Raw genomic sequence first — 20,818 nt, forward strand, 5'->3', positions numbered from 1 at the left:
GCCGCTCGCCGAGTGCGGCACCGGCTCACGCAGACAGGTCGACGTTGGGGGAGACGGACGTGCCACACATCAGGTGGGCCAGAGGGCTCGTGCTGGTCGCTGCCAGCGGCCTCGCGCGTGAGGTCCTCGCGCTCGAGCGGGTCGTCGGCCGGTACGACGACCTCCGCGTGCTCGACGACGACCCGGCTCGACGGGGCACCGCTCTCGACGGCGCGGAGGTGGTCGGCGGTCTCGCGGAGATCGCGCGCTACCCGGAGCACGACGTCGTGGTGTGCGCGGGCCGTGGAGCGACGCGCCGCTCGCTCGTCGAGCGCCTCGTCGAGCTCGGGGTGGGAGACGAGCGCTACGCCCGGGTGATCCATCCCGCAGCGACCGTCAGCGGCACCGCGATCGGCCGCGGCAGCATCGTGCTGGCCGGGGCGGTCGGCACGGCGAACGTGACGGTCGGGCGTCACGTCGTGGTGATGCCGCAGGTCACCCTGACCCACGACGACGTCGTGGCCGACTACGTGACCCTCTGCGCCGGGGTCAGCCTCGGCGGCGGCGTCCGCGTCGACGAGGGCGCCTACCTCGGCATGAACGCGTGCGTGCGAGAAGGGGGTGAGGTCGGCGCCGGGTCGACCCTCGGCATGGGCGCCGCCCTCCTGACGCCGCTGCCCGCCGGAGCCACGTGGGTCGGGGTCCCTGCTCGACCGATCGCGGCGACGTACCGGATGGAAGGGGCCTGACCGTGCGGCTCACCCGAGCGGTGCCCCTGCGCACCACCCCGACCGTCTCGGTGGTCGTGCCGTGCCACAACTACGGCCACTTCCTCCCGGACGCGGTGTCGTCCGCGCTCGACCAGCCCGGGCTCGACCTGGAGGTCGTCGTCGTCGACGACGCGTCGACGGACGACAGCGCTGACGTCGCCCGGCGGCTCGCCGCCCGCGACGACCGGGTCCGCGTGCTGGTGCACCGGGCGAACCGGGGCCACATCGCGACGTACAACGACGGACTCGCCGAGGCCCGGGGCGACTACGTCGTCCTGCTCTCGGCGGACGACCTGCTGACGCCGGGATCGCTGACCCGCTCGGTCGCGCTCCTCGAGCGGCATCCGGCCGTCACGCTGGCCTACGGCGCGCCGGTGAGCTTCACCGGGACGCCACCGGTCCCGACCACCCGGGTGACCGGCTGGTCGCTGTGGCCGGGCAGGACCTGGTTGCGCCGGGTGTGCGCCACCGCCCGCAACCCGATCGTCAACCCGGAGGCCGTGCTGCGCCGGTCGGTGCTGGACGAGGTCGGGGGCTACGACCCCCGGCACCCGTTCGCGGCCGACCTGCTGCTGTGGATGCAGGCTGCACGACGCGGCGACGTGGGCCGGGTCAACGGCGCCCACCAGGCGCTCTACCGGGTGCACGGACAGAACATGACGACCACGGACTTCGCCGGGGTGCTGACCAACCAGCGCACCGTGCACGCCGCCTTCGAGGAGCTCTTCGCCGATGGCGCGGACGACGACCTGCGCCGGACCGCGCGTCGGGCCATCGCCACGGAGGCCGTACGTGAGGCGCGCATGGCCCAGGCGGCCGGCGACCGGGCCACCCTCGACGGGCTGGCCGACCTGGCCCTCACGGCATACCCGTCGATCACCGGGACGCGCGGCTGGCGGGCGCTCCACCGGCACCCCTCCGGTCCGGCGTCGGCCCTGGAGCGGCGGGTGCTGACCAGCTCTCACGCCCTGCGGTGGTCGGCCCGGTCGCGTCGCTGGCGCCTGGTGGGGACCTGATGAACGCGCCCAGCACGAGCACCGCCGACCGGACCTTCGACCCGACCCCGAGGAGCACCTCCGTGACCGACATCGCCACCGACGTGACCGTCTCCACCGTCCCGTTCGTCGACCTCGCACTGCAGAACGCCCAGGTGGCCGACGCCGTGGCCGCCGGCTTCGAGCGGGTGCTGAGCACGCAGGGCTTCGTCCTCGGGCCGGAGGTGGCGCGGTTCGAGGAGGCGTTCGCGTCGTACTGCGGCGTCTCGGACGTGGTCGGCGTCGGCAACGGGACCGACGCCCTGGAGATCGCGCTGGTGAGCGCGGGCATCGGACCCGGCGACGAGGTGATCGTCCCCGCGAACACGTTCGTCGCCACTGCCGAGGCGGTGGTCCGGGTCGGTGCGGAGCTGGTCCTCGCGGACTGCGACGACGACTTCCTGATCGCCCCGGAGTCGGTGGTGGACCGGGCGACCGGTCGCACCCGGGCGGTCATCGCCGTCCACCTCTACGGCCAGGTCGCGCGGGTCGAGGTGCTGCGCGACGCGCTGGGCGCCGGGGTGCTCATCGTCGAGGACGCCGCGCAGGCACAGGGCGCCACCCGCGGCGGCGTACGCGCGGGTGCGCTCGGCGACGTCGCCGCGACCAGCTTCTACCCCGGCAAGAACCTCGGGGCGTACGGCGACGCCGGGGCGCTGATGACCAGCTCGGTCGACGTCGCGGACCAGGCGCGCATGCTGCGCAACCACGGCGGGGTGGCCCGCTACGAGCACCAGGAGATCGGGCGCAACTCCCGTCTCGACGGGCTGCAGGCAGCGGTGCTCTCGGCCAAGCTCCCGGTGCTCGACCGCTGGAACCAGGAGCGTCGCCGCGCCGCCGCCCGCTACGACGAGCTCCTCGCCGGGGTCGTCGGCATCCGGACGCCGCGGACGCTGCCCGGCAACGAGCACGTGCACCACCTCTACGTCGTGCGGGTGCGGGACCGCGACCGCGTCCTCGGCTGCCTGCAGGCGGCGGGCATCGGCACGGGAATCCACTACCCGGCGCCGATCCACCTGATCCCGGCGTTCGCCCACCTGGGCCTGCGGCCCGGCGAGTTCCCGGCAGCGGAGCGCGCGGCGGGCGAGATCCTCTCGCTGCCGATGTTCCCGGGCATCACCGCCGCGCAGCAGGAGCGGGTCGCGGACGTCCTCGTGGAGGCGGTCCGGTGGCCGAGCTGAGCGTCGACTCCGTCTCCCTCGCGAGACGGGCCGGGACCGGGGCCGTGTGGGCCGCGGCCGGCAACATCGGCGTGCGCGTCGCCGGGATCGCGGTCACCGCCGCGATCGCCCGGATCCTCTCGCCCGCCGACTTCGGCATCTTCGCGATCGCGCTGGCCGTGCACGTCGTCGTGGGCAGCCTGGCCGAGCTCGGCATGGGGTCCGCGGTCGCTCGCTCCGCCCACGAACCCGAGGACATCGCACCGACGGTGACGACACTGTCGGTCGGGGTCAGCCTGCTGCTCGGTGCGGCCATGGCGGCGTTCGCCGGGCCGGCGGCGGCCCTGCTCGGGGTGCCGGCCGCGGCCGAGCCGATCCGGGTCCTGTCGATCTGCCTGGTGCTGACCGGCATCTTCGCGGTCCCGGGGGCGCAGCTCACCCGCGAGTTCCGGCAGGACCGGATCTTCCTGGCGACGGCGGCCGGGTTCCTGCCGGCCAACGCGCTGCTCGTCGGTCTCGCGCTGGGCGGGGGCGGCGCCACGTCGTTCGCGTGGTCGCGGGTCGTCGGGCAGGTCGTCACCGGGCTCGTGATGGTCGCGTGCCTGCACCGGCGCTACCGTCCCGGCTGGCGACCGGCGGCCGTCCTGCCCCTGCTGGCCTTCGGGCTCCCGCTGTCCCTCGCGAACCTCGTCAACTGGTCGCTGCTCAACGCCGACTACGTGATCATCGGCCGGCTGCTCACCGAGACCCAGGTCGGCGTCTACATGATCGCCTTCAGCGTCGCGGGCTGGTCGACGACGGTCCTCAGCTCGGTCCTGAACGGGGTCGTCGTCCCGTCGTTCGGGCGGGTCCTCGGGGACGCCGAGCTCTTCGGCTCGGCCCTGGCCTCGGCGGTCCGGTTGGTCGCCCTCGTCGCCGCGCCGGTGTGCGTCGTCACGGTCGTCCTGTCCCGCCCGCTCGTGGAGACCGTCTTCGGCGCCACCTGGCTGGATGCGGCCCCGGTCCTCTCCGTGCTCGCGGCGTACGGCGCGCTCTTCTCCGTCTCGCTGCTGTTCGCCAACGTGCTCGTCGCGGTCGGCGCCACGGGCAGGCTCCTCGGCATCCAGGCGGTCTGGGTCGCCGTGCTGGTCCCGGCGATGGTGGTCGGCATCCGGGTCGACGGCCTGGTCGGCGCGGCCTGGGCGCACGTCGTCACCGTCAGCGTCGTCACCCTGCCTCTCTACGTGCTGGCCGTGCGTCGTTCGACCGGTCTGGGCCTCGGTGCCGTGCCACGTGCAGCCTCCGGCCCGGTCGGCGCCGCGCTCGTCGCCGGCACGTCCGCGTTCGCGACGTCGCTGCTGCTCGACGACCCGGCGGCGGTCGTGGTCGTCGGCGGCGCGCTCGCCGTGGCGTCGTACGCCGTGGTCGCGAGGCCGATGGTCCGCCCCTACCGGGCCGCGTTCCGCCGGGCGCCGGCATCGGCCGGCGACGGCCTCCTGGCGGGAGCGGGCCGATGACCCGCGGCGGCGGCTCGCCCCTGCGGGTGCTGGTGGTGACCCACGAGGCGTCCCGCAGCGGTGCGCCCCGGGTGGCGGAGATGGTGGTCCGGACCCTCGTCGGGGAGGGGTACGCCGTCTCGGTGCTGTCGTGCCGGCCGGGTCCGCTGCTGCCGGAGTTCGCGGCGCTCGCGCCGACGGCGGTGGCGCTGCTGCCGCGGCTGCGGCGCCGGGCGACCCGGCTGCGGTGGGGGCGCCGGGTCGGGCGCGGGCTCGACGCGGGCTGTGCCTGGGTCGACCTGCGACGGCGCCGGCCCGACCTCGTCTACGTCAACTCGGGCGCCGCCGCGGCGTACGTGCGGGCCGCCCGGTGGTGGCCGCGCCGCCGGACGATCCTCCACGTCCACGAGTCCGCCGCCGTGCTGACCGACCTGCTGGCCGGCGCCGGCGTGCACCAGCTGCCGGACGACGTGGAGCTCGTCGCCTGCTCGCCGAGCGTGCACGCCGACCTGATGGACCTGGCGGGGCGGGACGGCCACGAGATCGCGCTGCTCGTGTCGGTGCCGGACGAAGGGCGCGTGCTCGCCCTGGGCGGGCGGGACACCACCGAGCGCACCACGGACGAGGTCGTCGTCGGCTGCTGCGGCAGCGTCGAGCACCGGAAGGGCGTCGACCTCTGGCTGCGAGCAGCCGGCCAGGTGCTCGCCGACCTGCCGGACCGCTCCGTCCGCTTCGTCTGGGTCGGCGACGGCACGCCTCCGGCCGGCCAGGTCGACCCGCGCATCGAGTTCGCCGGTCCGAGCGACAACCCGTACCCCGCGATGGCGGCGTTCGACATCGCCACCCTGCCCTCACGCGACGACCCCTTCCCGCTGGTGGTGCTCGAGTCGATGCTGCTCGGCGTCCCGGTCGTGGCCTTCGGCGTGGGTGGGGTGCCAGCGCAGATCGGCGACGCCGGTGTCGTGGTGCGTCCGGGCGACGTCGTCGGGTTCGCCGAGGCGGTGCGTGCGCTGGTGCTGGATGCCGAGGCCCGCGACGTGCTGGGGGACCGGGCCCGGCGCCGGGTGCTGGCGGAGTTCTCGGGCACCGGCTTCGAACGAGCCCTCCAGGAGGTGGTGGCCCGATGAGCGTGTCCCTCGTCTGCGTCTTCAACGACCCGGCCGTGCGTGAGCAGTGCCTGGACCGCTCGGTCGCCGGGTCGGACCCGGCAACGGTCGAGCTGGTGGTCGTCGACAACACCGACCACCGGTTCACCACGGCCGGCGCAGCCCTCAACCACGGTGCCCGCCTGGCTCGGCACGACGTCGTCGCCTTCGTCCACCAGGACGTCTACCTGCACTCGACCTCACGTCTGCTGGAGGTGGCCGCCCTCCTCCGGGCCGACGCCGGCGGCTGGGGTCTGCTCGGCGCCGCCGGCGTCGGGCCCGGTGGTGAGGTCGTCGGCCTGCTCCGCGACCGGGTCCAGCTGATCGGTCGCAGCGCGGTCGAACCCGTCGAGGTCGACAGCCTCGACGAGGTGCTCTTCCTGGTCGAGCGGGAGGTCGTCCTCCGCGAGCCGCTCGCCGAGGACCCGGACCTGGCGTGGCACGCCTACGCGGTCGAGTACGGCGTACGCCTGCGGGAGCTCGGCCTGCGGGTCGGTGCCGTCGACCTGGCGATCACCCACAACAGCCTGACCGTCAACCTGGCCCGGCTCGCCGAGGCGCACCACCGGGTCGCCGAGCTGCATCCCGGGGCGGTCCCCGTGCGGACGACCTGCGGGATCGTCGGGGCCGAGCCGGGATGGCTCCGGTCGTCGGCGGTCGGACGCCGTCACGGGTGGCGTCGACGCGGTCTGGCGGAGTCCCTCGTCGCCCGCCGCGCCCGGGAGCGGGCCGGTGCCGGGCGTCCCGTGCTGGCCGACGTCCGGCTCGACGTGGACGACATCGAGATCGTGGCCGGCGAGCGGGTCCGGGTCGTCAACGTCGACGCCACCGGGGCCTTCTCCGCCGTCGCCGGCGACCCGCTCCAGCTGACGCGACGGGGAGAGCCGTTTGAGCTCGTCGCCGTCCACGACGCCACCGACCTGGTCGCCCACCTGAGGTCCGAGATGCCCGGCCCGTTGCTGTGCACCAACCTGGACCTCGACGGCCTCGCCCGGTTGGGCGCCGCCGGCCTGGTCGGTGGCGACGCCGTCATCGGGATCCACGAGTCCGACATCTGGCTGCTCACCGGGGTGGCGACCGACCGCCTCCCGCGCGCCTGGCTGACCGGCCGGGCTGTCCCGTTCAGCGCGCTGCGGCCGGGAGCGGCCGGGACCCAGCACCGGGGCAGTGCCGGCGCCACCGCCGCGAGCGCGATGGCGCTCCCGGCACCGAGAGGAGGTGGACGCGGTGTACTTCACTGAGGCACTCGCCGTCCTGGCCCGCCGTTGGTACGTCGTTCTGGTCTGCGGGCTCGCGGTCGTCGGCGGGCTCGTCATGGCCGTCAAGACGGTCCCCACGCAGTACCAGGCCAGCGGCGAGGTGCTGCTGCTCCTCCCGCCGGCAGCCACCGGCAAGGGCACCCCGAGCAATCCCTACCTCAACCTGCAGCCGGGCCTGACCACGATGGCGACCATCACCGCGTCGGAGCTGAACTCCAAGCCGGTCCACCGCGAGGTGGAGCAGGCCGGGTTCACCTCGGACTACGCGATCGGCGTCAGCCCGGACACGGGCCCGCTGCTGCTGATCACCGTCAAGGACATCGACGCCGCGGAGGCCGCGGTCACCCGGGACGAGGTGATCCGGCGGATCACCCTTCAGCTCGACACCCTGCAGCAGGGGCTCGACGTCCCGGAGACCCAGCGGGTCTACTCGCGCCGCAACGGGTCGGCTCGGCCGGCCGAGGCGGTCCCGGGCGCCAAGATCCGGGCGATGGCGGTGATCGCCGGCGGCGGCCTGGTCGGCACGATCCTCCTGGTCTTCACCTTCGACCGGCTCTCCCGCCGCCTCCGCCGCCGCAACGACGAGGAGGAGCCGGCACGTGACCCGGGTGACGCCGACGAGCACCACCGGCTGACCCTGGCACGCTCCGTGAACGAGCGCGACGTCGACGAGGACCCACACCGTCGGAAGGCCCGGGATGCGGCGCGCTAAGCAGTGGTTCGCGGGAGTCCCTCAGCTCCCGGCGCTGGCCTTCCTCAGCGCCTACGTGGTGCTGTTGCTCGTCGTTCCGGCCCAGCTCGTCTTCCGCCCGCTCGGGGCCCCGGGGACGCTCGCCAACATGGTCGGCCTGGGCGCCCTGCTCTGGTGGTGCGGGGCCCGGGTCGGTGGCCTCACTCCGCGGCGGCGCTCCCCGGTCCGGCTCCTCCTCGGCGGGGTCACGATCGCGGTGCTCGCGGCGTACGTCTCCGGCATGCTCGCCGGCTGGTACGCCCCCTCCAACATGCGACAGGGCACCGACGACGTCTGGACCCTGGTGTTCCCGACGGTGAGCCAGGTCCACGTCGCCATGGTGACGGCCGCCGACCGCGGGCTGCTGAGCTTCGGCGCCTGGCTCGGGGTCGCGCTCCTGGCAGCGGACGGGCTCCGCAGCTGGCGCGACCTCGACGTCCTCGTGCGGGTGCTGTGCTGGACCACCACCGTCTACTCCGCGGTGGGGATCTACCAGTTCTACACGGGCACCAACCTGGCCGCCTACATCCAGGTCCCGGGTCTCAGCGCCAACGCCGTCGTGGGGGCCTCCCTCACCCGCTCGGTCCTCGAGCGTGTGTCGAGCACCGCCTCGCACCCCATCGAGTTCGCCGTCGTGGTGGCGTGCGTGCTCCCGCTCGCGCTGCACCTCGCGATCCACCGGCGCCGACGCCGCGACCTGCTGCCGGTGCTGGTGCTCGGCTTCGCCATGCCCCTCGCCGTGTCCCGGTCGGGCATCCTCGCCGTCGGCCTCGCGCTGATCATCATGTTCGCCTACTGGCCGCCCGCCGTACGCCGGCGGTCGCTGCTGATCGGTCCGCTGGCCGTCGTCGCGCTGCGCGTCGCCGTGCCCGGGCTGGTCGGCACGATCTACTCGCTGTTCCGGGGCATCGCCACCGACCCCAGCGTCACCGGCCGCACCGACGACTACGGGGTCGTCATCGCGCTCTACCAGGACCAGCCGTGGTTCGGCCGAGGTCTCTTCACGTTCGTCCCGGGCTACTACCGGATCCTCGACAACCAGCTGCTGATGGTGCTGGTCGAGCTCGGTGCCGTCGGCCTGGTGGCCGTGCTGCTGCTGTACGTCGGATCCTTCGGCAGCGCCCTCGGCGCGCGGCGTCGTGCGCTCAGCCCTCGTGACTCCCACGTCTCGCTGGCGCTGGCGGCGTCCATCGCGGGCATGCTGGCGGCATCGGCGACCTTCGACGCCTGGGGCTTCGCCCAGGCCGCCGGCCTCACGTTCCTGCTGTTCGGGCTCGCCGGTGCCGCCTCCCGGCTCTCCCACGAGGACCGGTCCGCCGCGGCACCTGAGGGCCGCGTCCGCGAGCTCCAGGGGGTGCGCGGTGCGTGAGCGCGTGGTCGTCGTGATCGTCACCTTCAACAGTGCCCGGGTGCTGCCCGGGCTCCTGGACTCGCTGCCGCTCGGGCTCGAGGGCGCGGACTGGAGCCTGGTCGTTGCGGACAACGACTCCGCCGACGAGACGGTGGCCCTCGTGCACCGGCTCGCGCCCGGTGCGACCGTGGTCGAGATGGGCCGCAACGCGGGCTATGCCGCGGGCATCAACGCGGCCGTTCGGGCGGCGGGCGACTTCGGCGCCGTGCTCGTGCTGAACCCCGACGTACGGCTGGCACCCGGGTGCGTGCGGGAGCTGCTGGGTGTCCTCGACGCGACCGGCGCGGGCATCTGCGTGCCCCGGCTCGAGGACTCCCGGGGTGAGCTGATCCTCTCGATGCGTCGCGAGCCGACGCTGCTGCGGGCGTACGCCGACGCGCTGCTCGGTGCGGGCCGGGCCGGTCGGGTCGGCGCCCTCGGCGAGGTGGTCTCCGACCCCGGGCGGTACGACGTACCCGGGAGCCCGGACTGGGCCGAGGGGTCCACGCAGCTGATCGGTGCCGCCTGCTGGCGGGCGTGCGAGGGCTGGGACGAGACGTTCTTCCTCTACTCGGAGGAGACCGACTACCACCTGCGGGCGCGCGACCGGGGCTTCGCCGTCCGCTACGTGCCGACGGCCCGGGCGGTGCACCTCGAGGGGGCGTCCGCGAGCTCGCCCCGGCTGTGGTCCCTGCTCGTCGCCAACCGCCTGCGCCTCTTCCGCCGCCGTCACACGCCGGCCGGCGCGGCGCTCTTCTGGCTGGCGTCGCTGCTCCGCGAGGGGTCCCGGTCGGTGCTGGGCCACGCCATCGCACGCAGCGCCGTCCGCGTCCTGGTCCGGCCGTCGCTGCTGGCCGCTCCCCGCGGCCCCGAGTGGTTGGAGCGGGTGTGAACGGGTCAGCGCAGGCGCTTGACCAGCCTGGTCGCGGCGCCTTGGACGCGGCGACGTGCTGGCTGACGACCGAGGGCGTCGGTGCGGACGGAGGCCACCGTGTCGGTGCCGACGAGGCTGAACCTCGGCTGCAACCACGCGTTCTCCCGCGCCTGGGCGCGGTCGCTGGTGTGCACCTTGGTGTAGCCGAGGTCGCGGAGCTCCCGCAGGAGCGCCCGGTCGTAGCGACCCAGGGGGAGGGCGGCCTCGTCCACGGCCCGACCGACCACCGACCCGATCCGGTCGCGGGCGTCGACCAGCTCGCGGCGGCGCCGGGCGTCGTCCAGCCCCCGCCAGGGGACGTGGTCCATGCCGTGCGAGCCGATCTCCATCCCGCTCTCGGCGAGCAGGCGGACCTGGTCGTGGTCGAGGCTGCCCCGCGAGCCGAACCGCCCGGCGAGGACGAAGAACGTCGCCCGCAGGCCGCGGTCGAGCAGGCCCGGCAGGCCGATCTCGACGTCGGAGGCGTTGCTGTCGTCGAAGCTGAGCCGGACGTCGTCGCGTCCCACGACCTCGTCGAGCACGGCGTGGAAGAGATCCGCGGAGATCCAGTACGGCGCCTCGCCCGGCTCGAGCGTCCGGTCGGGCACCCCGATCCCGTGGAAGCAGAGGTTGACCGTACGAGTCGTCATCGAGGCTCCGATCCTGGTGGTGCGGTGCCAGTGAACCAAGAACCGACCGTCCCGGTCGAGCGACCGGCCGGCACCCCGCGCGTCGTCGTCGCCCCCATCACGGCGAGCGACCTCGAGCGCGTCGGCCGGTTCCTGCACGAGCACCTCGACCCACGGGTGCCGGCCGAGACCTGGACGCGGACCGTCCGGCCGGCCTGGTGCTCGCCCGTCGACGACCACGGCCACCTCCTGCTGGAGGGCGACCGCGTCGTCGGGGTCTACCTGGCCATCCACTCCGAGCGGGTCCTGGGTGGGGAGCGGCGCCACGTCTGCAACCTCGCCGCATGGTGCGTCCTCGACACCCATCGCGCGCACGGCGTGCGCCTGCTCCGTGCCCAGCTGGCACGCCCGGGCGTCGTCTTCACCGACCTGTCGCCGAGCGGCACCGTGCCCGCCCTCAACCGGCGCCTCGGCTTCACCGACCTCGACACGACCACGCTCCTGGTCCCGTGCCTGCCGCTCCCGACCCCCGGGGTCCGGGTGGTGACGAGTCCCGCGCGGATCGACGCGCTGCTCGAGGGGCGCGACCGCGAGATCTACCGCGACCACCGCGACGCTGCCGCGGCCCGGCACGTCGTGCTGCTCGTGGGTGGCCGGCCCTGCTACGTCATGTTCCGGAAGGTCCGTCGCAAGGGCCTCCCCGGCTTCGCGACGCTCCTCCACGTCAGCGACCCCGAGCTGCTCCGCCGTGGCGGCGGCGCGCTCTCCCGCCACCTGCTGCGGCACCGGGTCGTGGTGCTGCTCGCGGAGCTCCGGGTGGCGGGCTACGCCCCCCGGCTCTCGCGCCGGCTCTCCGACCCCCGACCCAAGATGTTCCGCGGCGCCGGGGTGGCGCCGGGGGACGTCGACGACCTGTACAGCGAGCTCACGAGCGTGCCGTGGTGAACGGCAGCACGAGGAAGGCACACCGATGAGAACCCACCTCCACCACCTGGTCAGCGAGCAGGCGCAGCTGCGCCCGGACGCGCCCGCCCTCACCTACCAGGACACGACCGTCGACTACGCGGGGCTGTGGTCCACGGTGACCGCGGTGGCCGGCGGCCTGCAGCTGCTCGGCGTACGCCGCGGGGACCGCGTCGCGATCTACCTGGAGAAGCGGATCGAGGCCGTCGCCGCGATCTTCGGGTCGTCGGCGGCCGGCGGACTGTTCGTGCCCGTCAACCCCGTCCTCAAGCCGGAGCAGGCCTCCCACGTGCTCCTCGACTGCGAGGTGCGGGTGCTCGTGACGACGGCCCAGCGCTGGGCGCTCCTGGCGGACCTGCTCGGCGACGCGAAGCGGCTGACGGCGGTGGTGCTCGTCGGCGGCGGTGATGCCCCCGAGGTGGAGGGCATCGAGCTGCGGCGGTACGACGACCTCCTGCTCGCGCCGGCCGTGCCGGCGCCGGTGGTGGGGGTCGACCTCGACCCGGCGGCGATCCTATACACCTCCGGGAGCACCGGTCGGCCGAAGGGCGTCGTGCTGAGCCATCGCAACCTGCTGGTCGGCGCGGACAGCGTCAGCAGCTACCTCGAGAACAGTCCGGACGACGTGGTCCTCGCGGCGCTCCCCATCAGCTTCGACGCCGGCCTGAGCCAGCTGACGACCGCCTTCCACGTCGGCGCGCGGGTGGTCCTGATGAACTACCTCTTCCCGGCGGAGGTGCCGCGCCTCTGCGCCCGGCACGGTGTCACCGGGCTGACGTGCGTGCCGCCGCTGTGGATCCAGCTCACCGAGGCCGACTGGCCGGACGAGGCCCGGCACTCGCTGCGGTACTTCGCCAACACCGGCGGCCGGATGCCCCAGGCGACGCTGACCCGGCTGCGCGAGCTCTTCCCGCAGGCCGCGCCGTACCTGATGTACGGGCTCACCGAGGCGTTCCGGTCGACCTACCTGGAGCCGGCCGAGGTGGACCGGAGGCCCGACTCGATCGGCAAGGCCATACCGGACGCCGAGGTCCTGGTCGTCCGTCCCGACGGCACCGTGTGCGACCCGGGCGAGGAGGGCGAGCTCGTGCACCGCGGGCCGCTCGTCGCCCTGGGCTACTGGAACGCACCGGAGCAGACCGCGGCCAGGTTCCGCCCGGCCCCGGGCGCCCAGCCTGCCTGGCGCCAGACCGAGCTCGCGGTGTGGTCCGGTGACACCGTGCGCACGGACGACGAGGGCTTCCTCTACTTCGTCGGGCGCCGCGACGACATGCTCAAGACCTCCGGCTACCGCGTCAGTCCCACCGAGATCGAGGAGGTCGCCTACGAGTCCGGGCTGGTCCGCGACGCCGTCGCCGTCGGTGTCGCCGACGACCGGCTCGGGCAGCGGATCGTGCTGGTGGTCGCCCCTCCGGGCGGCGTGCCGGTCGACACCGCCGCGCTGCTGGCGGTCTACCGCCGGTCGGTCCCGACGTTCATGGTCCCGTCGGAGGTCGTGGTGCGCTTCGAGCTGCCCCGCTCGCCGAACGGCAAGTTCGACCGGGCCGCCGTGCGAGCGGAGCTCGACCGATGATGCCCGATCGCCACGTCGAGTCGTTCGGCGTCAAGGACGGTCAGCTGGTGGTCGGCGGGATGCCGCTCGAGCGGCTTGCCGCCAGCGTCGGGTCCACCCCGTTCTTCGCCTACGACCGGCGTCTCCTGACCGCCCGGGTGGAGGTCCTGCGCGCCGCGCTGCCCAGCGGCCTCCACCTCGGGTACGCCGTGAAGGCCAACCCGATGCCGGCGGTGGTCCAGCACCTGGCCGGCCTGGTCGACTCGCTCGACGTCGCGTCGGCCGGGGAGATGCGGGTGGCCCTCGACACCGGCACCGACCCCGGCTCGATCAGCTTCGCCGGTCCGGGCAAGACCGATCCGGAGCTCCGTCAGGCGGCCGCGGCCGGCGTCGTGGTCGAGGTCGAGTCGCGCGGTGAGGTGGACCGGCTGCTCGCGGCCGGGGAGGCCGTGGGCGTGCGGCCCGTGGCGGCGATCCGGGTCAACCCCGACTTCGCCGTCCAGGGCTCCGGGATGCGGATGGGCGGCGGCCCGCAGCAGTTCGGCGTGGACGCCGAGCAGGTGCCGGGCCTGATGGCCGACCTCGCCGGACGGGACGTCGACCTGGTCGGCTTCCACGTGTTCGCCGGCTCGCAGAACCTCGACGCCGACCTCCTCGTCGCGGCCCAGGAACGCACCGTCGAGCTCGTCCTGAGACTGGCCGAGCAGGCGCCGGCACCGGTGCGCTACGTCAACCTCGGCGGCGGCTTCGGCATCCCGTACTTCGAGAAGGACCAACCGGTCGACCTGGTCCGGCTCGGCGACAACCTCGGCCGCCTGCTCGACGACCGGCTCCGCCGCGCGTTGCCCCAGGCCCGCACGATCGTGGAGCTCGGCAGGTATGTCGTGGGGGAGTGCGGTGTCTACGTGACCCGCGTGGTCGACACGAAGGTCTCGCGGGGGCAGCGGTTCGCGGTCGTCGACGGCGGCATGCACCACCAGCTCGCGGCCTCGGGGAACCTCGGGCAGGTGATCCGGCGCAACTACCCCCTCGTGGTCGGCACCCGGCTCGGCCCTCCTGCCGGCGCGGCCGAGGACGTCGAGCCGGTGACCGTCGTCGGCTCCCTGTGCACCCCGTTGGACCTGATGGGCTCGAAGCTGCCGCTGCCCGAGATCGAGGTCGGCGACCTCGTCGTGATCTTCCAGGCCGGCGCCTACGGCCTCACCGCCAGCCCGACCGCCTTCCTCGGCCACCCGCACCCGGCCGAGGTACTCGTGTGACCACCTCAGAAGGAGAACCCGTGAAGACCATCGACACCACCCTGACCGATCTCGTCGACGTCGTCGTGACGGTGCTCGGCATCGAGGAGCGGCGGGCGTCGCTCTCGGCGGCGACCGAGCTGCTGGGCGGCATCCCCGAGCTCGACTCCCTCGCGCTGCTCGAGCTCGTCGTCGTGATCGAGGAGCGCTTCGCGATCGCGATCGACGACGGCGACCTCACGGGCGAGGTGTTCGAGACCCTGGGCACCCTGGCGGCGTTCGTCGACGCCAAGCAGCAGGGCGCCTGAGGCCGAGGGTCTCAGGGCCTCAGGGCCGTCCCGTCGTCCCAGGTGTTGCCGGACCACACGTTGCCGGTCGCGGAGGAGAGGAACGACGTCACCGCGCCCCAGACCCCGCACTTGCCGTTGGTCCCGCGCTGGAACACGTTGTCGACGACCTGCACGCCGGTCGGGTTGCTGCCGTAGGGCTTGCCCGGGTTGTAGCCCGCGTGCAGGCAGTAGCCGATCCCGGTCGAGTTGGCGACGAACAGGTTGCCCTCGATCCGGACGTCGCGGATCGGCTCGAAGTCGCCGAAGAGCGAGAGGTCCGCCGTGCAGCCACCGTTGCTGCTGTTGACCTGCGGCGTGCACGCGAGCGTGTTGTGGCGTACCAGCATGGTGTTGCCGCCATTCGAGATGAACGCGTTGTTGTGGTAGCTCAGCCCGGTCGGGTTGTACTGGTCGTGCAGCCACGAGTCGGTGACCGTGCAGTGGTCGGCGCAGTGGAAGCTGTGCTGCCCGCCGGTCACCTCCACCCGCGTCGCCGTGATGTTGTAGCCCCAGACCGCGCCGTCCACCCACGAGCCACCGCGCACCGTCGAGTCGGTCAGCGTCACGGCGTCGTCACCGCCGTCGGTGGCGTCGACCCGCGGCAGGAGGGACTTCGAGATCACCACGCCGGGCGAGCGGACGAGGATCGCGCCGCACGAGGTCGCGTCGACAGCCGTGATCGTCGTCGGCCGGCTGATCGTGCAGGGGCCGGTGTAGCGGGTGAGCGTCGTGCCGGACGGTACGCCGGTGTTGCCGGCGCCGGGCCAGGCACCCGGCGGCTCGGTCGGCGTCGGATCCGTGGGCTCGGTCGGCCCGGGCTCGGTGGGGGTGGTGGTCGGGTCGGTCGGGGTCGGGTCGGTGGGGGTGCTGGACGGCCCGGGGTCGGTCGGCGTGGGCTCGGTCGGCGTCGGGTCGGTGGGGCTGCTCGTCGGCCCGGGGTCGGTCGGCGTGGTGGTCGGGTCGGTCGGCCCGGGGTCGGTCGGGGTGGTCGCCGGGTCGGTGGGCGTCGGGTCGGTCGGCGTGGGCACGGTGCCCCCGGCGACGAAGCTGACGTCGACCCAGTAGTTGGACTGCCGGTAGGTCTGGAAGGGGAACCGCGACTCGGGGCCGTAGGCGTAAACGCCGTTGCGGTAGCCGGGCGCGCGGAGGTCCGGCGAGTCGATCGGACGGTCGAAGTAGCCCTCGGTCACGGCGTAGCGGCCGTGGGGGGCGTGCACCGAGATCGTGTAGGTCTGGCCCGCCGAGAGCTCGACCGGGTCCGCGAAGTCGGCGGACAGCCAGCCCGTCTCGGTCGTCTCCTCGAAGGTCGCCCTGGCCAGGGCGCGACCGCGGCCGCCCCAGAGCGTCCCGCTGTCCGGTGTCCCGAGGGTGCTGCCCGAGATCTTGTAGACGCGCACGCCGGTGGCGAGGCCGTCGACCTTGGGCACGAAGCGCATGCCGAGCTCGACCGCCTCGCGGTCGGGATCGAGCACCGCGTCGGCGGGCATCTCCTCCTCGAAGAGGCCCCGAGTGTCGGCTCCGGCCGGTTGCTGCAGGACGACGACGGCGAGGACCGAGCCGATCAGGCCGAGGAGCACGACCAGGGGGAGTGCGACCCGGGAGAGCCGCCGGCGTACGGGTGGACGTCGGTGAAGCGGGGGCGTCATCGGGGTCACCTAGCGGTCGACGGTGTGGCCTGCGTGTTGGTCCGCGGCGGCCGGTCCCGCTCCACCCTGCCAGCGCTCCGCGCTCCTGGCTGTCCCAAGAATTGGGGAACTTGACGCGGTGCTCCGGAGGCCGTCCGCGCGGTGGCACAGCGTGGGCACATGGTCGAGAAAGTGCATGTGCTCGTGATCGTGCAGAACCTCCCGGTGCCCCTGGACCGGCGGGTGTGGCTGGAGTGTCTGGCGCTTCGGGAGGCCGGCTACGACGTGAGCGTGATCTGTCCGAAGGGTCCCGGGGACCCGTCCCGAGCGGTCATCGAGGGCGTCCACGTCTACAAGTACCGGCCGGCGCCGCAGGCGAGCGGCGTGCTGGGCTACCTGTGGGAGTTCGGGTACTCGTGGCTGCGGACGGCCCGGCTGTCGCACCGGGTGTGGCGGCGCCAGCCGTTCCAGGTGCTGCAGGCGTGCAACCCCCCGGACACCTACTGGGCGCTGGCCCGGATCTGGAAGCGGCGCGGCGTCCGGTTCGTCTTCGACCAGCACGATCTCAACCCGGAGCTCTTCCTGTCGCGCTTCGGTGAGCCGGAGGGCCTCGCCGGTCGCCTGCAGCTCTGGGGCCTGCGCTGGCTCGAGCGTCGTACGTACGCCGTCGCCGACCACGTCATCTCGACCAACGAGTCCTACCGCCGGATCGCCATGGAGCGGGGCGGGCTGGACCCGGACCGGGTCACCGTGGTCCGGAGCGGACCGGACACCAGCGTGATGCGTCCGGTGCACCCGGCGCCGGGAACGCCGAGCCCGCAGCGGCACTCCCTGGTCTACCTCGGCATCATGGGGCCGCAGGACGGTGTCGACACGGTGCTCGAGATCATGGCCGAGCTGGTCCACCGGCGCGGTCGCACGGACGTGCAGGCGACGCTCCTCGGGTTCGGCGACTGCCTGCGTGACCTCCAGCGGCAGTCCCACGAGCTCGGGCTGGACGACGTCGTGACCTTCACCGGTCGTGCCGGCCCGGCGATGATCGCCGAGCACCTCAGCGCCGCCGCGATCGGGCTCTGCCCGGACCACAAGACGCCGCTCAACGACGTCTCGACGATGAACAAGACGATGGAGTACATGGCCTACGCCCTCCCGTCGGTCTCGTTCGACCTGCTCGAGACCCAGGTCTCCGGCGGCGACTCCTGTCTCTACGTGCCGTCCGGCGACGTGGCCGCGTTCTGCGACGCGGTCGAGCGGTTGCTGGACGACCCCGAGCTGCGGGTCGACCTCGCGCGTCGTGCGCGGCGACGGGTCTCCCTGGCGCTCGACTGGAAGCCGCAGTCGACGGCGTACGTCGGGGTGTACGACGAGCTGCTGCGCTCCGATCCCCGCGCGACGGTGGACGTCCCGCCGGAGCTGCGCTACGTCGACCTCAGCCAGGACGGCGAGCTGCGCTCGTTCGTGCTGTCGAGGGGTCCGGTCGCGGCCGGCCACGCCGCCACCGGGTGACCCGTTCGCGCTGCGGTCAGCGCACGACCGCGGGTGACCAGGCCTGCTCGATCAACAGCCGGGGCTCGGCGTCGGCGCGGGTGTCGAGCTCCCAGACGTCCGTGACGCCGGGCTGGTCGTCGCGGGCGAGCCCGTAGAGGAGGGTGTCCTCGTCGAGCCACTCGACCTGGTCGTCGACGTTGCGGGTCTCACCGGCGAGGACGGTGCGCTCGCCGGTCGAGAGGTCGAGCACGGCCGGCGTCCACCACGTCTGGCCGTCACGCCGGGTTGCCTGCTTGAAGCCGATCCGGGTGCCGTCCGGGGAGAGCGAGGGGCACTCGACGTGGTCGGCGACCGAGGTGAGGGTCCGCGCCGCGAGGTCCCCGCGGACGAGGTAGGTCTCGCCGCCGGTGCCGACCGTGGCGTAGAAGGTGGTGTCGTCGACGAAGGTGACGCCCCAGACGTTGCGGTCGCGGGGCGCCACGTGGTCACCGTCGATCACGAGGTCGAACTTCTCGAGGTTGCCGTGGCTGCCGCCACCGAAGTCGCGGATCTCGGTCGCCGTGGAGAAGCCGACCTGCATGTAGGAGTGTCCGCTCACGAACGTCGTCGACGCCACCAGCCTCCCGTCCGGGGAGAGGCGGGTGCGGCTGGGGATCCCCGGCAGCGACACCTCCTCGACGGGGCGCCAGTCGGCGTCGTACTCCGTGAGGGAGTACGTGGTGACCACGCCGCGCTCGATGCGCAGGCAGGAGGCCCGGTCCTCGGTCGCGTCCACGCGGTCACAGGCGACCTGGGTGAACGTCCGAGGTCCCCCGGGGTCATCGAGGGGGACCGAGGCCACGAGGCCGATGTGGTCGTCGATCCCGGTGTGCCGGAAGACGATCCGCGGCCCCGTCGCGACGTGGTGCGGGGCGTGGGGGTCCGGCGGGTCGGGGACGACCGGCACGGTCGGCGAGCGGTGGTGCCGCTGCTGGTAGTCGGCCGCCGAGGTGACGGCGTACGCCGACACGCCACCCACGGTGACGACCGCGACGGTCGCGAAGAGCGCGATGCGGGTCCGTTGGTTCACCCCGGGGACACCGACCTCAGGTCGAGCCGGCGGACCGCGGACCGTGCGACCGGGAGGGCGACGAGCAGGACCGTGCCGACCACGACCAGCGCGGCCTGCGGGCCGAAGGCGAACCACAGCACGCCGAACCCGGCGGACGAGGCCATCCGGGCCAGGGCCACGACCGTCTGGGCGGACGCGATGCCGCTGGCCCGCACGGGGGGCGGGACCAGCCGCCCCGCGAGAGCGGCGATCACGCCGTCGGTCGCGGCGTAGAAGGTGCCGAGGAGCAGGAGCGCGATGACCGTGGACGCCGCGATGCTCCAGGAGAAGGCGACGGCGGCGTACGACGCGAGCAGGGCGCCGTGCCCCCAGATCAGGACCGTCGCCCGGCCGACGCGGTCGGCCAGCCGACCGATCGGGATGGCGAGGGACAGGTAGGCGATGTTGGTGCCGACGTAGAGGAGCGGGAACCAGTGCGCGGCGAAGCCGCCCCGGTCCAGCAGGGCGAGGTAGATGAACCCGTCGCCCACGGTCAGCAGGCCCAGCGCACCGGCCACCAGGAGGAGTCGGACCAGGCCCGGCGTCGCGACGTCGCGCCACGCCAGCGGCCGGCGTTCGGGCCGCGGCTCCGCGGACGGCCGGTCCGGCACCAGCAGCCCGAGGAGCGCCACGCCCAGGACCGCGAAGCCGAGCGAGATCACCATCACGGTGAGGTAGCCGTCGGGGATCCACCACAGCACGACGAAGGCGATCACCGGTCCGATGGCGGCGCCGGCCGTGTCCAGCGCCCGGTGCACGCCGAACGCGAAGCCGAGGCTCTCGTCGGGGGTGGCCGCCGAGATCATCGCGTCCCGCGGCGCGGTCCGCAGGCCCTTGCCGATCCGGTCGGTCGAGATCACGACCGAGATCGCCGCGAGGCCGGTGCTGAAGAGGAGGAAGAAGCGGGCGACGGCCGACAGCCCGTAGCCGACCAGGGCCACCCACTTGGGATGCCCTCCGCGGTCCGCCGCCCACCCGCCGCCGATGCGGACGAGGGCGCTGACGCCCTGGTAGAGCGCGTCGATGAAGCCGTAGGACATCGTGGAGAGCCCGAGCGACGCCGTCAGGTAGAGCGGCAGGATCGCCGCGACCGACTCGGACGAGATGTCCGTGACGAGGCTGACGAAGCCGAGGGTGACGACGACCGGTGCCACCCGGCGGCGTCGCCCGTCCGGCGTACGGCGCGAGCTGGCGGGCCGGTCGCTGAGGGTGATGTACACGGCGCTCAGGCCTTGGCGGTGACGAACGTGGCCTGCACGGAGTAGGTCTGCGCCCTGCCCGGGTCGACCGTGATGACCACCCGGTTGTCGTCGCGGGTGAAGGCCGTCGCGCTGGCGCCACCGACGGCGGCGATCGCGTGCTCGTGGAACCCGGCCCGCGCCAAGCGGGCACGGTAGAAGCTCAGCACCGCGGCGGGCGACTGGCTGCGCCGGGCGACCAGGGCGACCTGCACCCGCCCGGTCGACGGGGACAGGCTGCTGGTGACGATGCTCCCGCGCGGGGCGACCGGCAGCAGCTCGGCCGGATAGCCGGGCACCAGGCGTCCGCGCGCGGCCGTGGCTCCGCTCGCCAGGCCGTCCCAGGTCGGGAGTGCGGCCGCCGTCGGCGCGGTGACGTCCGGCAGGCCGGACGGGGCGGCGGGCGTCTCGGGCAGCGTCTCGGGCAGCGTCTCGGCCCCGCCGTTGCCGCCGCTGCTGCCCCCGGCGGCCGTGGTCCCCGGCCGGCTCGACGAGCTGTCGCTCCCCGGGTCGGCCGGGGCGTCGGCGGCGCCGCCCGTTCGTGGGCCGGCCGAGGGGGAGCGGTCCGTGGTGACCGGGGACCCGCTCGGGGACGGGCCGGCTGCGCCGACCGCGACTGCGACCGCGACCGCTGCTGCTGCCGCCGCAGCGGCGGCGGACACGACGGCCTTGCGTCGGTTCAGCATCGATCAGCTCCCGCGACCACGGAAGGACCCCCTGGTCCCCCACTCCGTCTCCGAGCGTGCGTGCCCGGCCCCTCCGGAGCGGGCATCCGCAGGGCACCTCCCCAGATTTGGGTAGGCCGGCTCGA

At 73.7% G+C, this 20,818-nt stretch carries 19 protein-coding genes; 14 read left to right on the forward strand and 5 right to left on the reverse strand.

Annotation, left to right across the window (positions count from 1 at the left end; all coding sequences use genetic code 11):
• Positions 1 to 59 precede the first annotated feature (59 nt).
• The 9 genes from ABEA34_RS16120 to ABEA34_RS16160 are packed head-to-tail and all read left to right on the forward strand — an operon-like array spanning position 60 to position 9,834.
• Positions 60 to 728, forward strand: coding sequence for a PglD-related sugar-binding protein (locus ABEA34_RS16120; RefSeq protein WP_345522403.1), 669 nt, complete (start codon positions 60 to 62; stop codon positions 726 to 728).
• A gap of 2 nt (positions 729 to 730) precedes the next feature.
• A complete protein-coding gene (locus ABEA34_RS16125) occupies positions 731 to 1,765 on the forward strand; it encodes a glycosyltransferase family 2 protein (protein ID WP_345522404.1) in 1,035 nt (344 codons plus the stop codon).
• On the forward strand, positions 1,765 to 2,964 hold the full coding sequence (locus tag ABEA34_RS16130; RefSeq protein ID WP_345522405.1) for a DegT/DnrJ/EryC1/StrS family aminotransferase: 1,200 nt from the start codon (positions 1,765 to 1,767) through the stop codon (positions 2,962 to 2,964). The genes ABEA34_RS16125 and ABEA34_RS16130 overlap by 1 nt, the downstream gene beginning before the upstream one ends.
• Positions 2,952 to 4,439 (forward strand): oligosaccharide flippase family protein, encoded by a 1,488-nt coding sequence (locus ABEA34_RS16135; RefSeq protein ID WP_345522406.1) that lies wholly within the window; start codon positions 2,952 to 2,954, stop codon positions 4,437 to 4,439. The genes ABEA34_RS16130 and ABEA34_RS16135 overlap by 13 nt, the downstream gene beginning before the upstream one ends.
• Positions 4,436 to 5,545, forward strand: a complete 1,110-nt coding sequence (locus ABEA34_RS16140; protein ID WP_345522408.1) for a glycosyltransferase family 4 protein — start codon at positions 4,436 to 4,438, stop codon at positions 5,543 to 5,545. Before ABEA34_RS16135 ends, ABEA34_RS16140 begins: the two co-directional genes overlap by 4 nt.
• Positions 5,542 to 6,804, forward strand: a complete 1,263-nt coding sequence (locus ABEA34_RS16145) for a glycosyltransferase family 2 protein (RefSeq protein WP_345522410.1) — start codon at positions 5,542 to 5,544, stop codon at positions 6,802 to 6,804. The genes ABEA34_RS16140 and ABEA34_RS16145 overlap by 4 nt, the downstream gene beginning before the upstream one ends.
• A complete protein-coding gene (locus tag ABEA34_RS16150; protein ID WP_345522411.1) occupies positions 6,791 to 7,534 on the forward strand; it encodes a YveK family protein in 744 nt (247 codons plus the stop codon). The genes ABEA34_RS16145 and ABEA34_RS16150 overlap by 14 nt, the downstream gene beginning before the upstream one ends.
• On the forward strand, positions 7,521 to 8,921 hold the full coding sequence (locus ABEA34_RS16155) for an O-antigen ligase family protein (RefSeq protein ID WP_345522412.1): 1,401 nt from the start codon (positions 7,521 to 7,523) through the stop codon (positions 8,919 to 8,921). The genes ABEA34_RS16150 and ABEA34_RS16155 overlap by 14 nt, the downstream gene beginning before the upstream one ends.
• Complete coding sequence (locus ABEA34_RS16160; protein WP_345522413.1) at positions 8,914 to 9,834, forward strand: glycosyltransferase family 2 protein; 921 nt, start codon at positions 8,914 to 8,916, stop codon at positions 9,832 to 9,834. The genes ABEA34_RS16155 and ABEA34_RS16160 overlap by 8 nt, the downstream gene beginning before the upstream one ends.
• Before the next feature lie 5 nt (positions 9,835 to 9,839).
• Here ABEA34_RS16160 and ABEA34_RS16165 read toward each other — a convergent pair whose 3' ends face one another.
• Positions 9,840 to 10,505: a polysaccharide deacetylase family protein gene (locus tag ABEA34_RS16165; protein ID WP_345522414.1), complete on the reverse strand. Its 666-nt coding sequence runs from the start codon at positions 10,503 to 10,505 to the stop codon at positions 9,840 to 9,842.
• A gap of 30 nt (positions 10,506 to 10,535) precedes the next feature.
• Here ABEA34_RS16165 and ABEA34_RS16170 point away from each other — a divergent pair, with 30 nt between their 5' ends.
• From ABEA34_RS16170 to ABEA34_RS16185, 4 genes are read left to right on the forward strand one after another with little or no spacing between them, the layout of a single operon-like run.
• Positions 10,536 to 11,429, forward strand: coding sequence for a GNAT family N-acetyltransferase (locus ABEA34_RS16170; protein ID WP_345522415.1), 894 nt, complete (start codon positions 10,536 to 10,538; stop codon positions 11,427 to 11,429).
• Between the two features lie 25 nt (positions 11,430 to 11,454).
• Positions 11,455 to 13,020 carry an acyl-CoA ligase (AMP-forming), exosortase A system-associated gene (locus ABEA34_RS16175; RefSeq protein WP_345522416.1) on the forward strand — a complete coding sequence of 522 codons (1,566 nt, stop codon included), beginning with the start codon at positions 11,455 to 11,457 and terminating at the stop codon, positions 13,018 to 13,020.
• The gene (locus ABEA34_RS16180) at positions 13,020 to 14,258 is read left to right on the forward strand and encodes a pyridoxal-dependent decarboxylase, exosortase A system-associated (RefSeq protein ID WP_345522417.1); all 1,239 of its coding nucleotides are present in this window, start codon (positions 13,020 to 13,022) and stop codon (positions 14,256 to 14,258) included. The genes ABEA34_RS16175 and ABEA34_RS16180 overlap by 1 nt, the downstream gene beginning before the upstream one ends.
• 20 nt (positions 14,259 to 14,278) lie before the next feature.
• The gene (locus ABEA34_RS16185; RefSeq protein ID WP_345522419.1) at positions 14,279 to 14,545 is read left to right on the forward strand and encodes a phosphopantetheine-binding protein; all 267 of its coding nucleotides are present in this window, start codon (positions 14,279 to 14,281) and stop codon (positions 14,543 to 14,545) included.
• Between the two features lie 11 nt (positions 14,546 to 14,556).
• On the opposite strand, the gene ABEA34_RS16190 is transcribed toward ABEA34_RS16185, so the two are convergent.
• Entirely contained in the window at positions 14,557 to 16,212 is a 1,656-nt protein-coding gene (locus ABEA34_RS16190) for a DUF4082 domain-containing protein (RefSeq protein ID WP_345522420.1), read from the reverse strand.
• A 159-nt stretch (positions 16,213 to 16,371) separates the two neighbouring features.
• On the opposite strand from ABEA34_RS16190, the gene ABEA34_RS16195 reads away from it, so the two are divergent.
• Positions 16,372 to 17,697, forward strand: coding sequence for a glycosyltransferase family 4 protein (locus ABEA34_RS16195; protein WP_345522421.1), 1,326 nt, complete (start codon positions 16,372 to 16,374; stop codon positions 17,695 to 17,697).
• A 16-nt stretch (positions 17,698 to 17,713) separates the two neighbouring features.
• On the opposite strand, the gene ABEA34_RS16200 is transcribed toward ABEA34_RS16195, so the two are convergent.
• Genes ABEA34_RS16200 through ABEA34_RS16210 form a run of 3 tightly spaced genes read right to left on the reverse strand, consistent with a single transcriptional unit; the run spans position 17,714 to position 20,693 of the window.
• Positions 17,714 to 18,748, reverse strand: a complete 1,035-nt coding sequence (locus ABEA34_RS16200) for a hypothetical protein (protein WP_345522422.1) — start codon at positions 18,746 to 18,748, stop codon at positions 17,714 to 17,716.
• Complete coding sequence (locus tag ABEA34_RS16205; RefSeq protein WP_345522423.1) at positions 18,745 to 19,989, reverse strand: MFS transporter; 1,245 nt, start codon at positions 19,987 to 19,989, stop codon at positions 18,745 to 18,747. Before ABEA34_RS16205 ends, ABEA34_RS16200 begins: the two co-directional genes overlap by 4 nt.
• Before the next feature lie 5 nt (positions 19,990 to 19,994).
• Positions 19,995 to 20,693 (reverse strand): hypothetical protein, encoded by a 699-nt coding sequence (locus ABEA34_RS16210; RefSeq protein ID WP_345522424.1) that lies wholly within the window; start codon positions 20,691 to 20,693, stop codon positions 19,995 to 19,997.
• Between the last annotated feature and the right edge of the window lie 125 nt (positions 20,694 to 20,818).

Origin of the sequence: Nocardioides conyzicola (genome assembly GCF_039543825.1) — a bacterium.
In the GTDB taxonomy this organism is placed as follows: Bacteria; Actinomycetota; Actinomycetes; order Propionibacteriales; family Nocardioidaceae; genus Nocardioides; species Nocardioides conyzicola.